Annotated in this window: 8 protein-coding genes; 4 read left to right on the top strand and 4 right to left on the bottom strand. The window is 58.7% G+C overall.

Annotated elements, in window-relative coordinates; genetic code table 11:
- The first annotated feature begins 259 nt into the window (after positions 1–259).
- The 3 genes from OHL20_RS06530 to OHL20_RS06520 all read left to right on the top strand — a co-directional run bounded on the left by OHL20_RS06530 (position 260) and on the right by OHL20_RS06520 (position 9,727).
- Positions 260–3,532, top strand: a complete 3,273-nt coding sequence (locus OHL20_RS06530) for an alpha-L-rhamnosidase (protein WP_263382393.1) — start codon at positions 260–262, stop codon at positions 3,530–3,532.
- 123 nt (positions 3,533–3,655) lie between these two features.
- Positions 3,656–5,695 carry a fused MFS/spermidine synthase gene (locus tag OHL20_RS06525; protein WP_263382392.1) on the top strand — a complete coding sequence of 680 codons (2,040 nt, stop codon included), beginning with the start codon at positions 3,656–3,658 and terminating at the stop codon, positions 5,693–5,695.
- A gap of 264 nt (positions 5,696–5,959) precedes the next feature.
- Positions 5,960–9,727, top strand: coding sequence for an alpha-amylase family protein (locus OHL20_RS06520; RefSeq protein WP_263382391.1), 3,768 nt, complete (start codon positions 5,960–5,962; stop codon positions 9,725–9,727).
- Between the two features lies 1 nt (position 9,728).
- On the opposite strand, the gene OHL20_RS06515 is transcribed toward OHL20_RS06520, so the two are convergent.
- The 4 genes from OHL20_RS06515 to OHL20_RS06500 form a co-directional block, all read right to left on the bottom strand.
- Positions 9,729–11,999 (bottom strand): CHAT domain-containing protein, encoded by a 2,271-nt coding sequence (locus tag OHL20_RS06515; protein ID WP_263382390.1) that lies wholly within the window; start codon positions 11,997–11,999, stop codon positions 9,729–9,731.
- 212 nt (positions 12,000–12,211) lie between these two features.
- Positions 12,212–13,099, bottom strand: a complete 888-nt coding sequence (locus OHL20_RS06510; protein ID WP_263382389.1) for a hypothetical protein — start codon at positions 13,097–13,099, stop codon at positions 12,212–12,214.
- A gap of 25 nt (positions 13,100–13,124) precedes the next feature.
- Positions 13,125–13,817: a zf-HC2 domain-containing protein gene (locus OHL20_RS06505; protein ID WP_263382388.1), complete on the bottom strand. Its 693-nt coding sequence runs from the start codon at positions 13,815–13,817 to the stop codon at positions 13,125–13,127.
- An 83-nt stretch (positions 13,818–13,900) separates the two neighbouring features.
- Positions 13,901–14,467 (bottom strand): RNA polymerase sigma factor, encoded by a 567-nt coding sequence (locus OHL20_RS06500; RefSeq protein ID WP_263382387.1) that lies wholly within the window; start codon positions 14,465–14,467, stop codon positions 13,901–13,903.
- A 441-nt stretch (positions 14,468–14,908) separates the two neighbouring features.
- Here OHL20_RS06500 and OHL20_RS06495 point away from each other — a divergent pair, with 441 nt between their 5' ends.
- Positions 14,909–15,829 carry an alpha/beta fold hydrolase gene (locus OHL20_RS06495; protein WP_263382386.1) on the top strand — a complete coding sequence of 307 codons (921 nt, stop codon included), beginning with the start codon at positions 14,909–14,911 and terminating at the stop codon, positions 15,827–15,829.
- Positions 15,830–15,831: the final 2 nt, after the last annotated feature.

The following is a 15,831-nucleotide window of genomic DNA, read 5'->3' as shown; positions in this document are numbered from 1 at the left end:
TCGCGATGGCGGCAGGGAGGTTCTTGTGTCTGGTTGCGCAATCGATTGCGCTGACCAAACGCAGTTCTATCACCGTGGAAGTTCGATGGTCAATCGCCGCTTTACCGCAGAATTGATGGCTTCAAAGCAATAAACCGTGCGGCAAAGAAACAAATGAGGCGATCTTCCGGTGTCACTCCGTTGGATGCAGGTTTGATGCGTCGGGCGGGACACGACTATTGACGATCTAGGGACCGGCCGGGACCGGGGTAAGATGATCGTGACTAAGGTGTCTAAGCTCGGAGCGGCCAACGTGGGTTTTCATGATCAATTGAGTTTTTCTTCGCGTGGAAGATTTTATAGCCGCGCTGCGCTGCTTGGAGCCGTGCTGGTTGCAGCAATGGGCGGCGCAAGCCTGCAGGCGACACCGGTACATCTGAGGGCCGAGGGACAGGTAAACCCGCTTGGGATGGACATCGCCCGCCCGGTCTTCTCGTGGCAAAGTGACGCCGCTGGGCGGGACTGGATGCAGTCGGCGTACCAGGTGACCGTGTCCAGCACAGCTGATGCAAGCAAGGCGGATGTCTGGGATAGCGGACGCGTGACATCGGGCGAATCAGTCGGGATTGCGTACAGCGGGCCTGCGTTGAAGGCGCACACACGATACTTCTGGACCGTTCGGGTGTGGGACAAGGCGGGCAAGAGCGAAGTGGCGCCCGCTGGATCGTGGTGGGAGACGGGTCTGCCCGAGCAGGCGGACTGGCAGGGCAAGTGGATTCGGCGGCGCGATATATCGGCCGAAAAGGAGCTGGCGGCGATCCACTGGATCTGGGTGCCGGGCATCGATGCGCACCATGTGCCCCAGGGAACAAGCTCGGAGTTTACGTACTCGCTGCACTTGGCGGCGAAGCCTTCGGCAGCGGTGCTGCACATCTTCTCCGGCGGCACGTTTACGACCCGGGTCAATGGTACGGAGACCGGGCATAAGCAGGAGTGGGGCGCCTTCGATCGGGAGGATATTCGCGATCAGCTTGTATATGGAGCGGGTGCAGCCGGGGACAACCTGATTACCGTGTCTGTAGATGTGAGGAAGTCCAAAAAGGCGGAGGAGACCTATCCGGCGGCTCTTGCGGCCCTCCTTCGGCTGACCAGCGCCGATGGTACGGAGAGCACGATCGTAAGCGATGGGGCCTGGAAGGCGCGGGTAGCTGGAGCGGCAGAACTGCGGGGGGCGGATGATCTTGGCGTGCTGGCGAGTCAGCACTTTGGGGTTGCACCGGATCGCGTGACCCCTGCGGACAGCCCCGACCGCATCGAGTCGACGACTGCTCTGTTTCGGAAAGACTTTACGCCAAAGGGCAAGGTAGTTTCAGCCCGCCTGTATGTGACGGCGCTCGGTGGCTACCAGGCGTTCTTAAACGGGAAGAAGGTTGGAGCGGACGAGCTAACGCCGGGGTTTACGGACTATCGGAAGCGAGTGCTGTATCAGGCCTACGATGTGACCGCGCTGGTCGGCAAAGGCGAGAACACGTTGGCGGCAATGTTGGGAGCAGGGTGGCATGGAAGCCCGCTGCTCTGGTCGGGGACGCGTATGTTCTCGGGGCCGGACCTGCTGCGAGCACAGCTTGAGTTGCGGTTCGCGGATGGAACGAGCCAGACAGTAGCGACGGACGAAACGTGGCAGACGGCTGCCTCGCCAATTATCGCCTCGGAGATCTATGCCGGCGAGGCGTATGACGCGCGCCGCGAGCTTCCCGGCTGGAACAAGGTACACGGCGACAAAGCCGGAGCTTGGAGTGCCGCTACGGTATCAGAAGGCAACCCCAAGGTCGCGGTGACAGCTGAGCCGGACACGCCGGTTCATCCTGCGCAGAATGTGACGCCGGTGAAGGTGACGATGGTGGCAGCGGGCAAAGGGCAGGACGCGCTCTTCGACATGGGACAGAACATGGTCGGCGTGGTGCGGCTTCGTGTGAAGGGTGCGCGCGGAACGACGGTGCGGCTGCGTTTCGCAGAGCGGCTCAAACCAGACGGTACGGTCTATACGGAAAATCTTCGTGATGCCGATGCGACCGATCTCTATACCCTGAGCGGCAATGGGGAAGAGGTATGGGAACCTGCGTTTACCTTCCACGGCTTCCGGTATGTGGAGGTCTCCGGGTATCCCGGAAAGGCTACACCCGCTTCGCTCGAAGGAATCGTATGGAACAGCCTGCCGGCCGCGCCTTCCATGCGACTCTCGACCTCAAGCGAGTTGCTAAACCATATGAACGAACTGGGCCTGTGGGGCCAGCGCGGCAACTTTGTTTCAATTCCGACGGACTGCCCGCAGCGCGACGAGCGTATGGGCTGGATGGGCGATGCTGGAGTCTTTTGGCGGACGGGCAGCTACAACTTCGACATCGATTCGTTCTCGCACAAGTTCATGCAGGATGTGGTCGACGCGCAGAGTGATGAGGGCGCGTTTTCGAACATCTCCCCCAACCTGCTGGAGGGAGTAGAGGGTCATCCGGGGGCGCCAGGATGGGGCGATGCGGGCGTGCTGGTGCCGTATGCGACGTGGCTGCAGTATGGCGACCGGGCGATCCTCGAGCGGAACTGGACGGCGATGGAGAAGTGGATGGACTTCATGCTCCGGACCAACCCAAACTATCTTCGCCAAAAGGAGCTTGGCCCGAACTACGCCGACTGGCTCGCTCCTGATCCAAACACGCCGTCAGACCTAGTCGGTACTGCCTATTGGGCACTGCTGGCAAAACAAATGCAGGAGATGGCTACAGCTCTCGGGAAGACGGCAGACGCGCAGAAATACGAGGACCTTTACGGGAAGATCCAGACGGCCTATCGGAAGAACTATGTGCAGGCGGATGGTTCGGTCAAAGGCAACACGCAGACGGCTTACGTGCTGACTCTGTATACCGGCATGGCTCCAAAGGCGCTTGAAGCGGCGATGACCGATCGCCTCGTCAAGGATATCGAGGCGCACCAAAATCATCTGACGACAGGCTTCCTGGGAACACCGTTTCTGTTGTCGGTGCTCGATCTGCATGGCCGTGTGGATGTGGCGTACAGCCTGCTGCTGAACACGACCTATCCGTCCTGGGGTTACATGGTGGAGAAGGGCGCGACGACGTGGTGGGAGCGTTGGAACGGCGACACCGGTGACCCGTCGATGAACTCGTACAACCACTATGCGTTCGGGTCGGTGATGGCGTGGGTGTACCGGCGGGCTGCGGGCATCGACACCAATGGTGCGGGCGCGGGTTTCCATCACATCGTGCTCAGTCCGCACGTCGACTCGCGGCTGCCCCATGTTCACGCGGAGTATGACTCAGCGTATGGCCTCGTGACGTCGGACTGGACGCAGGAGGGTTCGAACTTCCGGCTGAGCGTGCGTGTTCCGCCGAACACTACGGCTACTGTCTCGCTTCCGGCTACGGCTTCAAGCGTTGTCGAGCAGGACGGTGTAAAGCTCTCAACGCGCGCCGTGGACGGCTCGGTCGTCGCCGAGCTTGGCTCGGGGAGCTACAACTTCACGGTGCATTCCAACTAAGGTGCAGTGAAGCGGTCGGCGACGAGCAGAGGTATAAGGGCAACGACCTGCTGTAGTTCAGGGCAAAGTCAGGCTGCGTGTGGCAAGATGGGAGCGCGTTCAAAACCGCTTCCATCTGGCCCTATGACCTCTTCCCGCGCGCTCTACGGCATCACGATCTTTCTTTCCGCATTCCTTTTGTTCCTGGTTGAGCCGATGGCAGCGAAGGAGCTACTGCCTGCACTGGGCGGGTCGTCTGCGGTGTGGATCACGTGCCTCGTCTTCTTTCAGCTTGTCCTGCTGTTCGGTTATCTGTATGCGCACTGGCTTTCGCGCAGACTGACGGTGCTTCGCCAACGTCGCATCCATTTGTTGGTGCTGGCTGCGGCGGTGATCGTTGTTGGCGTGGCGACGCACTTCCGGCTTGACCTGAGCAATGGCGCGGCGCATCCAGTGAGAACCATCTTCGCTGGCCTGACCCTGGGAATTGGGCTGCCCTTTCTGCTGCTAGGCTCGACAAGTCCGTTGCTGCAGGTATGGATCGCGCGAGGCAGTGGCGGCGTACCGTACAGGCTCTTCGCCCTGTCGAATGCGGGATCGTTACTGGCGCTGGTGTTGTATCCAACAGTGGTCGAGCCGCACCTTTCGCTGCGCCACCAGCGACTGGCCTGGTCGGTAGCGTTTCTCCTGTATGCGGTCTTGAGCGCCATATTGTCTCTCAGCTTGAAGGATGGAGGTGCGCCACTCGAGGACATAGAAGCCTCGGCAGAACCTGCGGCAGCCTCGCTTCAGAGTAAGGTCCTCTGGTTTCTGCTGCCGATGGCTGCGGCGCTGCAGTTGAGCGCGGTAACCAGCCATCTGACTTCGAATATCGCAGCGATCCCGCTGCTCTGGATGATGCCGCTCGCGGTGTACCTGCTGACGTTGATCATGGCATTCGAGTTTCCCGGGCTGTATCGACGTGGCATCGTGGTGCGCTTTCTGGTACTGATGCTGGCGAGCCTCGGCTACGCGCTCTCGAAGACGGACGCCTCGCTGCCAATAGGCATCGGGATCTTCTTTTTCCTCGTTGAGGTCTTTGTCGCTTGTCTCTTCTTACATGCAGAGGTCTTCGCGCTGCGACCACGGCGAGCGTCCGAGGCGACGGAGTTCTACCTCCTGATCGCGGGTGGCGGTGTGGCGGGAACCTTTTTCGTGGCGATCCTGAGCCCGCTACTCTTCTCCGGAAACTATGACCTGGCGATCTCGTTCCTCGTAACGGCGGCGCTGGCGCTGGTGGTGACATGGGCTGATGGGTGGCCGCAGCGTCTGCTTTGGTCGACCGGGAGTGTGCTGCTGCTGGGGCTCGCCATCATGATGCACATCGTCTATGGCCGCGAGACGCTGGTGGAGGTGCGGAACTTTTACGGCACGCTGCGGGTACGCCAATCGAATTCGCCGCCGGAGCTGCAGCCGGTACGCCTGCTCTTAAACGGAACCATTCAGCATGGGACGCAGTCCTTCGCACCCGGCATGAGCCGGCTGCCGACCACCTACTATGCGCGGGATTCCGGTGTGGGACTGGCCCTTGCGGAGTGCTGCCGGACGGCCGGCAGGCGGGTCGGGATTGTAGGGCTGGGAGCCGGAACACTGGCGGCATATGGTCGGGCGGGCGATGAGTTCCGCTTCTATGAGATCAATCCGCTGGTGCAGCCGATCGCGGAGAACCTGTTTACCTACCTGCGCGAATCGGGCGCGAAGGTCAGTGTTGCGGAGGGAGATGCGCGCGCGTCGCTGACTCGTGAGGCGCCGCACGGCTTTCAGGTGCTGGTGGTGGATGCATTTTCAGGCGATGCCATTCCGCTGCACCTGCTCACTACGGAGGCGATGCAGGTCTACCGCAGACAGCTTGCGCCGGGGGGTATCCTGGCATTTCATGTCTCCAATCAGTACCTTGACCTCGCGCCCGAAGTCGCCCTCCTGGCTGTAGCTTCGGGAATGGCGGCACGGCTAATCGAAAGCCCGCTCAACGAGGGGCGCGGAGAGTTTCAGGCGACCTGGGTACTGGTCGCGCCACTCGGATTCTTCGAGGGTTCGGAGACGGTTCGCGAGCAGACGGTGGCGATAGATCCTGTTGCCGGGCTGCGCGTGTGGACGGACGACTATTCGAGTCTCCTGCCCATCCTGCGATGGGGAAGTCACTGATTCCAAACAGAAAAGTGCCCAATCTCTGTTTGGATTTTCTTGCGCCTTGCAGGCAACCCCAGCTGATTATGGATCGCCGATGGCAACTAGTGCATCTTTGCCAATATGCCTTGCCGCAAACAAGGTATACCTGTTGCAGGGACCGCAAAAACTCCTTCTAAACGTGTGACCTTGAAAGCAGGTCCGCCGGTGTACCGCATCCGGAAATAAGGCATCGAAACTATACCGCCATGGCGGCAGCAACTGAGATAGAGGCGTTCAGGCATGGAATTCCACATTTCGCGTAACGTTCGCGATCGATATGGCATTAGTGATCTGCTCTTTAACTATGCGGGCAATGTAGTGTTTGGCAATATCGCGGCCAGCAGAGAGCTTGCGAAGCGCGTGAACGAGGTTCGCGGGGCGGGAAAGACCCTGGCTCCCGCGGAAGTGATGCATGCCGGCAGCCTGTTTGCGATGGGGCTGATCGATGAGTTGAATCATGCGCTGATCGCTCAGTTTCGCGAGACGCTCGATCCCGAGGTGCTGTCAGCGGCGCTGCAGTGGTTTCAGTCGCAGGCGAACGAGATCGGCGTCGAGAAGCTGCTGACGACCTTTACGCAACAGTTTCCAAATGTCGGGATCTATCGCGGCGAGCAGACGGTGCAGGAGTGGCTTGATGGCTCCACCGAGGGCATGTCGAACCGTGAGGCAGCGGTCGAAGAGTTGCTCATGCTCTGGCTGGCTAATATCAATCCAGCGTTTGCCCCGTTCAAAGAGTTTTTCGACGATACGGATCTCGAGAAGAAGACGGTCTACAAGGCTGTCACGTCGACGCTGGACGAATATTTTGCGACGCGGCCTGTGTTTGATCTCGAGGTCGGAACGCTGCTCGATGCGCTGCTTGCGCCGATGCTGGCATCACCGGATTCGCTGACGGGCCAACTGGCCTTCATTCGCGAGAAGTGGGTCGAGTACCTGGGCGATGAACTGAGGCAGGTCCTGCTGGCGATCGACACCCTGAAGGAAGAGGACATCGCCATCTGGATGCAGTTCCATCCAGCCTCTGGCATGGCGTCGCATCGGCAAGGCCAGCAGGGCTGGGGAAGCGAAGGTTTTATTGGTGATGAGTTCGTCGGCTTCGAAGGAGCGGCGGAGGAGCGGGCGAGGCGGTGGCGCGAGGCGCAGTCGCAGGAGCAGCCAGTCGTCAACGAGTACGAGGCTTTTAGCCCGGACCAGGCGTGGATGCCAACGGTTGTTCTACTGGCGAAGAGCACGTATGTGTGGCTCGAACAGCTCTCGAAGAAGTTTCAGCGGCACATCCAGCGGCTCGACCAGATCCCGGATGAGGAACTTGCGCTGATTGCCGACCGCGGCTTGAACGGCCTTTGGCTGATCGGTCTCTGGGAACGAAGCAGCGCGTCACAGACGATCAAGCGACTGCGTGGCCAGGCGGACGCGGTGGCGTCGGCGTACTCTGTGGCGGACTACCGGATCGCGGAGGACCTTGGCGGCGAGCCAGCCTATCGGCATCTTCGGGATCGCTGCGCGGTGGTTGGCATCCGGCTCGCAAGCGACATGGTGCCAAACCACATGGGCATCGATTCGACGTGGGTGATGGAGCATCCGGAGTGGTTCCTATCCCGTGCCGAGAGTCCATTTCCGGTATATAGCTTCGAGGGCCCGGACCTGTCGAATGACAGCCGTGTCGAGATCAAGATTGAAGACCACTACTTCGACCAGACGGATGCTGCGGTGGTCTTCCGACGGCGCGACCGGATGAGCGGCCATACGGACTTCATGTACCACGGCAACGACGGAACCACCTTTGCCTGGAACGATACGGCGCAGTTGGACTATTCCAAGGCTGTGGTGCGTGAGCAAGTGATGCAGACCATTCTGCAGGTCGCACGGTTGTTTCCGATCATCCGCTTCGACGCGGCCATGACGCTGGCTAAGAAGCATGTGCAGCGGCTTTGGTTTCCAATTCCCGGCGTTGGCGGTTCGATCCCTTCGCGCGCTGAGGACAGCATGACGAACGCGGAGTTCGACGCGCTGATGCCGAACGAATTCTGGCGCGAGGTGGTGGATCGTGTCGCAGTCGAGGTGCCGGGCACGCTTCTTCTGGCCGAGGCCTTCTGGCTGCTGGAAGGCTACTTCGTTCGCACGCTGGGGATGCACCGCGTCTACAACAGCGCCTTCATGAACATGCTGCGTGATGAGGAGAATGCGAAGTATCGGTCCTACTTGAAGAAGACGATAGAGTTCGATCCAGACATCCTGAAGCGATACGTGAATTTCATGAGTAATCCGGACGAGCGAACTGCGATCGATCAGTTCGGATCCGGCGACCGCTACTTCGGCGTGTGCACGCTATTGGCAACATTGCCCGGGCTGCCGATGTTCGGACACGGGCAGATCGAGGCCTTCACCGAGAAGTACGGTATGGAATATAAGAAGGCGCGCTTCGACGAGTCTCCGAACGAAGATCTCGTCGCGCGGCATCAGCGCGAGATTGCGCCTTTGCTGAAGAACCGGCAGTTGTTTGCCGGAAGCAGCGACTTCTTTCTCTATGACTTCTGGAACGAGGATGGCTCAGTAGATGAAAGCGTCTACGCCTACTCGAATCTCTCAGGGGCAGAGCGCGCCATTATCTTCTTCAACAATCGCTATGGCGGCACGCGCGGAACGATCCACACGTCGGCTGAGTCGATGGACAAGGGAAGTGGAACGCTGCGGAGCCGTCGGCTCGACGATGCGCTGCAGCTCGGAGCGGAAGACTCGTTGGTGGTGGCCTACAAGGATGTGGCGACCGGGCTCGAGTACCTGCGCCGGTCGAACGACCTGGCACACCACGGGATCACCATTGAACTGCGAGCGTACCAGTATGTTGTGCTGCAGCATTGGCGACAGTTGCGTTCGACGGCGGAGCAGCCATGGGACAGGCTGTGTGACGCGCTGAACGGCGCTGGCGTCTACAACCTCGACGAGGCGCTATCGAAGCTGCGGCTGCGGCCTCTGCACGAGGCATTGCGGCAGATGCTCTGTGCTGGCTCGATCGAGGCCGTGATCGAGGTAAGTGCCAGCTCTCCGCAGAAGAAAACGCCGCAGGCAGAGCCGGTTGCGGAGACGATCGCCGACAAGGTAGCGCACGTCATCGACACTGCGCTCTCTTCCTTGCTAGGGTCTGAGCAGGCTGAGGCTCCGCTGCCGAAGCTTGTCGAGGTGAAGCTACATGAGACGCGGCTGGTCCCGCTATTTGACAAGGCGAAGCCATTCTTTGAGAGCGTGGAGCATCTTGAGGGGCGATCGGACGAGGCCGAAGGAACGCGGTTCCAGAAGGCGATCGAAGATTCCGTAAAGGCGGTGACGCGCCTGCCAGAGAAGGCGGCGAGCTACGCGGCGACTTGGCCAGGAGTGTCAGGCGCGTTTCTTCCGATCGGTTCACTGAAGGAGTCGCTGGGCACCTGGGCTCCCATCTTGGCCTGGAGCGTTCTCAGCGCCCTCAAGGTGAAGAGCCGTGAAAACGTCGTGTTGTTTGATCAGCTTCAGCTTCGCGCCGCGCTTGCCGAAACGTTCTCATCGCTCGGTCTGGAGGGTGAGGGTGCATGGCGTGCGGCGGCACGGGTGCGGATCTTGTTGGCCTATGGAACAAGTCCTTCGCTCGAAGATCTACTTGGCTCGGGCGAGTTCTGGAGCGATCCTGACGTTCGGTGGCTTACAGGAGCTGGAGAGTATCAGGGCAAGACCTACTTCAATAAGGAGCAGTTTGAGGAGATGGTTGGGTGGTTGCTGATCCCTGTCCTCCTCGCCGCTAAAGAGAAGTCGGCCAGGCCAAAGATCGCTAAGAACAGCTTTCTAACCTCCATCGCTGCGACGGCTGAGAAGTCCGGCTTTGAGGTGCAGAAGCTGGTCGCCCAATTGCAGCCAATTGTCGCAACTGCTCCGCTGACACCTCCCGTCGTCGAAGTGTCGAAGGTGAAAGCATCGGTCGCAAAGGCATCAGCTAAGGTGGCAAAGAAGAGAGCCGCACCAAAGAAAAAGGTGACGTAGCCTACCTTCCAGCGTAAAGCTGGAAGGACGCCCAGTAGAGTGGCTTGCGAAAGACGCCCTCGCCATGGATCATGGCGAGCTTTCCGGAGCGGAGAGCCTCGTCAGGTTTGTCGCCACTGAGCAGGTGCGTGTAGAGCGCGTCCATCAGTTGTGGGGTTGAGACGTCGCTGACCTCCCAGCTTGCCCCGATCACCGAGTGCGCTCCTGCTCGAAGGAACGCCCAGACCAACCCCACAACGCCCTCGCCGGAGTAGTTGCGCGTGCCCGAGCCGAAGCACGAGGAGATGGTGACCAACTCGGCATGCACGGGACTTTGCAGGATATCGCGGGCGTAGAGGCGATTGGCGGCTGGTCGATCCTGCGGAGTGTTTGGCGGGGTCGAGAGAATGATCGCCGAGTCCAGCGGATTCGTCTCGTTCGCAGTAGCGTGGGCTACGAAGTGAATATAAGTGAAGTTCGCCGGATTGCTTGAAGCGTAGCTTGCGGGTAGTGCGTTGCCGCCAGTGGACATCGTTCGTGCGGCAGCCTCGAAGTGAGAGGCGACGCCCTCCATCTCAGCGGCTGCATTCGGGAGCGGCGGAAACTCACCAGTCCTGTAGAGCGGATCACCGATCAGGAGGAGCTTGTTCGAAGCCGCTGGTGCCGCAGTATCTGGTGAGGCGGCAAGCAGACGAAGTGATCGTGCGTTCGTCAGTGCCACGTCTTCAATCCAGTAATGCGCCTGCGAGTCTGTCGGGATCAGCGTCTCGAAGTTGAGCGCACCCAGACCTTTATCGGCGATCAGAAAAACACGCCGGTTGCTGCCGATCGCGTCCGCAGCAGGCTTGATCAGGAGCTCGTAGAGCTGCTGGCCGGTCTGATCCTTCTGAGTGAGCAAATCCTTCGAGGCAAGGATGGCCTGCGTTTGTCGGTCGACAAGAGGCAAAATCGCTGTACTTGCCGCCAGCGTGCGGAACTCTACCTTACCCGCATTGATCGCCCAGAGATACGATGTGTCCGGGCGAAGGCAGTACACAAGGATCGTCGCGTGCAGCCGACCGGCGAGCGTTCTTATGGAAGCTGCAGTGACCGGCGACGTCTTATCCGTCGCGGCGGCGGAGGTCTTCAGGCCCTCTGCGAGCGTCTCGGCACGGCTGTCATCGAGGATCTTCAAGGCGTCGTCGGTCCTGCCCTCATGGATCAGGTGCTCCATATAGCCGAGATAGAGGTCGCTACCGTTTTCGAGAAAGGGCAGCTCCAACTCGACGCTTTTCAGAGAGAGGCGTTGCTGGTGGAAGGTCGTGATAGCGCGCTGGTACCAGTGATCGGCCTCTTGCTGCCTGCCCGATACTGCATAAATCCTCGCCAGGGTATTTTCCGCCTCCCATTGGAGCGATGGAAAGGCTGTCGTCTGCTTCACGAAGGCGAGTAAGCCTGTCTCCGCCGCACCAGTCTGGCCCTGTTGCAGAAGCAGCAACGACTGCAGCAGCATTGGCTCCAACTCCTCCGTAGGGTTCTGGCGAAGTTGGGCCAGCCGGGCGGCCTCATGGATGTGGCTTGCTGCTAGGTCCGGTTGCGTGTGCAGCAGGAGATAGGAGAGTGCCAAGTGGGCGTACAGCATCTCCTGCGAGTTGTGGAGTCCTTCGGCAAGTCGGAGTGAGTTTTCAAAGGAGACACGGGCAGCTGCAGGATCATTCTGCTCGAACTGGCTCATGCCAGCATTTCTCAGCCATCGCACCTGGTCGAGAGTGACGCCAATCGCTGCTGCCTGGGTCTCGGCTATCTTCGAACTCTGCAGGGCACGCACAAAGTCGCCGGTGTTGTAGTACGTCCAGCCAAGGTTGCCGAGCACCTTTTCGAGGGCGAGTCGGGCGTTGAGCGATTGAGCAAGGATGGAAGCGCGATTGAATCGTTCAAGCGCATCTTCGTAGTGCTCCAGATCCAGTGCGACCGCACCGAGATTCATCCACATCTGCATCTCGAAGAACTTTGTATCCTGCGGCGTGCCAAGTGCCAGTGCGGCGTTGAAGAGCCTCTCGGCTTCCGTGCGCTGTCCTTGTTCGAGTGCCAGACTTCCCTTGATTGCGAGAATCTCGGCGCGTAGCACACCTTGTGTATCGGCAGTCTCCGCAACTGTGATGGCGCGGGCGGCGGCTTCCCGATGTTCGGACCGTGCCTCCGCCATGGTCAGCAGAAGGTTCTGCCTGACAACCAGCGAACTTTCGGCATGTACAGGAGGCGGCTGCCTTAATAAGGCAGCCGCATCTTCGCTGTGGCCCTGATAAAGGTACACACGAGCAAGCTCCGCCCTGAACCTCGCCGCCCAAAGAGGACTATTCGATCGATAGTGCTCCAGGTACTCCTGCGATCTCAGCCGTGCTGCTGGCAGATCACCGGAGATGAAAAGGCTTCGAACCTCCTGATAAGCAGCCTCAGGAGTCTTGCCAGTGCTACTGCCTCTTTGTCTGCAACCTACCGCGGTCAAACATAAGGCTGCAACAATCGCTATGGCATAGGGCTGCTGCCACCGCCGGTCGATGCGAAGCTCACATTTCCTTCCGCGAAGCACCCCATCTCGACCCGAAGCATCGTGAGACGGTAGGAGATGGGATCGATCATCAACTCGCCCAGGAAGACGTTGCCAAAGTCGGGAACCTGAACGACATGACCAAAGGAGCTTCCAGGAGCGGCGCCCGGCACTTCGTTCACGAGGGAGCAGGCGATGTAGCCTTTGCGGGCGCGGGCAGCCGGGTCCGCCATCCATTCGTAACGACGCTTCAACCACTCGGGAACTCCCTTGGCACTTACAATTCGCTCACTCTGATCAACTGCCCGGCGAACAAAGCTCTGCACGTCCGGCCATGGTGTATCTGGAAATTCAATGATCGCTGGAGAGGCTGCAGGCAGAATATCGCCTTCCGCCGCAGACCGGGGTGCCTGATTTGCCGCTGGTGCCGAAAGAATATCGAGATCGAGTGTCGGTGTGACGTCCGTTCCGGAGATCCGGAGATTTTCATACTGTGCACCAACGAACGAGATCTTCGGATAGTACTTGCCCTCAGCACGCTCATACTCGAGGGCCACACGCGACACGATGCGGTCTGCGGTTACAACCTCAAGAACGTTGAGGTCTTCAACGACCGAAGTGATCAGAATGGTCCAGTTTCCATTTGTTTTCAGGGTGGAGCCGGTGACCTGGGAGTAATGCGAGCCGGTGCGAATCAGATCGTCCAGTTTGAAGGCTTCACTCCTTCCGGCCACATGGCCCCCGGCCTGGCCGAGCGAGACGGATGCATCGGTATGCAGCACTGATGAAAACGGATGCGTAAGATAGCCGCCAATGGGATTGGCGTCGGCCTGGTAGTAGAGAACTCGTTCGTTGCTGGCGTTCATGCAGACTCCGGCTCATCGAGGTGAGCTATTTTTGGAATACCAATTTGTACCTGTAGCTGGCGAGGACTGCCAGTGTATTTTCGGGACCCGAAGAAGTAATGCTCTGCACACGAAGCTCGTTCATTCCCTCCTGTGCTGTCATCACAGGAACTTGAATCATGACCGCGTCGCGGGCCTGCTGCTGCGAAACATCCACATGCCATACGAGCGCTCCTGCAGCGGAGTACAGGGAGCAACGATAGCCTGCCGCGTTGGGCGCAGGAGGGATATCGACCGACAGCGCATACACGCCCTGCTTCGGAACATGGATCTCGGGAACCGTATCGCCGCGAGCACCAGCGTTGGCCAGAACGAACGGCTCCAGAAGAGCAGGGGTCTGCGACGCCGCAACCTCGGTCCTCAGGTGCGGAAGCAGGATGGCCGACTGATAGACAATAACGGCGAGACAGGCGGCCAGCGCCGGGGCCAGCAACTGCGGCCGCCAGAGCCACGCTATGCGGGACGTCGTCTTCTGCGGCATGGGACGGACCACGCGCATTCCTTCCGACTTCAACTCCGCCTTGGCACCCTCCAGAAAGAGGACACTCTGCTTCAAATCGGCTGCACACTCCTGACAATCAAAGAGGTGCTCCTCGAACCGATCGCGGGGTTCGCCGGATAGCTCTCCCAGGAGATAGCGCTCGACGGCCATTTGTTCTACTGCTTCATGATGGGTCATGCACAAACCTCGACTACACTATCGTGTTGCATCGGGCAGAAACGTTTCGTTTCATGTTTCATCATCTGGCGCAAGCAAATTATTCAGCCTTTGCCAGCCTCCTCACCGTAGGCCTTTCGAAACGAATGTTTGGCACGGTGCAGCAACACCCGAATGTACTCACGATTGACGCCCATCTCCTTACAAACCTCATCTTTATCCTTTTCTTCGAGGAAAACGGCACGCAGCAAGCCGCGATCGCGTTCGCTCAGCGTGTCCAGAACATTCCTGATCCGGTGCCGGGTCTCTGACGAGATCATGCTGCTCAGCGCATCAGGCGCCCGCTCCACCAAGTGCGCGGCGGTCTCTTCTTCGAGCGGATCGGCGCGGCCATCGGACCGATACTGCTCAAAAAGGACGTTGTTGCAGACGGAATTGACCAGCGGCCCGAGGCGGTCTGCCTGGCGGATGCCGCGCTCGCTGCGAACAAGGGCGAAAACCCGCGTGAAGGTCTCCTGCCGCACGTCTTCGATCGCCTGCTGACTTCGCAGGCGAGAACGAAGCTTAAGCAGGATCAATTCACTGAAGTAGCGAACAAAGTGCTCCGCAGTCGCTTCATCCCCAAGTCGCAGCTTTTCGATGTACGAAGCATCAAAAGTATCAAAATTCACTTGCCTGCCTCGTCCCCCGGTGGGCTGAGTTTACACCGGTAACGGGATATTTGAAGCTCAAGTCCAGTTTGAAGCTCAGTTCTGAGGTAGGACGGTCTTGCGCTGAGATGGGGAGCGCTCGAAAAAGGGTGTCGTGATTCGCTTTTCGTATGGCCAGATGTCATAGCAAGATGAAATTTTGAAGCTGGTGACGAAAAAGCTTCCCTTTTCGCGAGAAACCACTATAGTCACTCTCAGCTTACAAAAGTAACCATCACCATAAATACTTTAGTTGCATCTAGCGAAGCGGAAGTAAGAAATCCTTACCAGGTGCGGTTCTTATATCTCAATGCCGTGGACCACGTGCCGGCGTCGAGGTCATAGCCATCCTTAACGGATTTGACCGCAGTGCACCCTTCTTAGATACAGCCAAGCAGATGTTCAGTACCCGAGGAGCAGCCCATGAAGCCTGATACTGCTGTCATTAATGTCTTAGGAAAACACAATATTCATTGCGAATACCACAAGAATGACGAGAGCACAAAGACGGTCATCCTTGTAAATGGTGCGTTCGCAACAACAGCCTCGTTCGGCCAGACTGTCCGGTACCTCAGGGATAAGGTCAATGTTCTGCTCTTCGATCTACCCTACGCGGGCAAATCGAAAGAATTCAATCTGGATGCCGATATTCTGACCAAAGAAGACGAGGTGGATATTCTCGAATATCTCATTAGTCACTATAAAGTTAATTACTTAATGTCAGTGTCCTGGGGCGGAGTCTCATCTCTGCTTGCGCTGGCTAGACGACCGCCTACCATTGAGAGAGCGATCATTGGGTCGTTCTCGCCAGTAATTAACAAGGCAATGCATGACTACATGGCTGGCGCTCGTGAGATGCTCGAGAAAAATAACATGATGAGCGCGGCACAGCTGCTCAACAATACTGTCGGCCGTTATCTGTCCGGCCTGGTCAAGTCTCGCAACTTCGATTACCTGATGAGCGTTCAGACCAGCAAAGAGCAGATCATTTTTCACATTAATCAGATCTTCGACTTTGATCAGAGGCAGTATATGCAGCAGTTTGCCTCTATTGATGTGCCGGTCATGTTCCTGAACGGAGAACTCGACGAATATACGACGGCGACGGATGTTCGGCAGCTATCGCAGTTCATCCCGCAGAGTGAGTTTGCCGTGGTGAAAAATGCGGGCCACTTCCTTGATCTTGAGAGCCGTCATCTCTGGAAGACGGTCAGTGAAGTCATCCGGGAGTACCTCTTCAACGAGTCCCCAATAGCGCTCATGCGGAAGCCGGTCTTCAGCGTTCCGTCTCCTTTCGCTGCGGGTATGGGGCAGGAGTTGGTGTTTGCCGAGGCTGCTGACTGACG

It is taken from the genome of Granulicella arctica (genome assembly GCF_025685605.1).
Classification (GTDB): Bacteria; Acidobacteriota; Terriglobia; order Terriglobales; family Acidobacteriaceae; genus Edaphobacter; species Edaphobacter arcticus.
Note: the sequence above shows the minus strand (reverse complement) of the source record. Positions and strands in the feature narration are given on the sequence as shown.

Bases quoted from the DNA above. Each gene is read 5' to 3' on its own strand.
- OHL20_RS06525 (WP_263382392.1), top strand. From the start codon at position 3,656: ATGACCTCTTCCCGCGCGCTCTACGGCATCACGATCTTTCTTTCCGCA.
- OHL20_RS06520 (WP_263382391.1), top strand. From the start codon at position 5,960: ATGGAATTCCACATTTCGCGTAACGTTCGCGATCGATATGGCATTAGT.
- OHL20_RS06510 (WP_263382389.1), bottom strand. From the start codon at position 13,099: ATGAACGCCAGCAACGAACGAGTTCTCTACTACCAGGCCGACGCCAAT.
- OHL20_RS06505 (WP_263382388.1), bottom strand. From the start codon at position 13,817: ATGACCCATCATGAAGCAGTAGAACAAATGGCCGTCGAGCGCTATCTC.
- OHL20_RS06495 (WP_263382386.1), top strand. From the start codon at position 14,909: ATGAAGCCTGATACTGCTGTCATTAATGTCTTAGGAAAACACAATATT.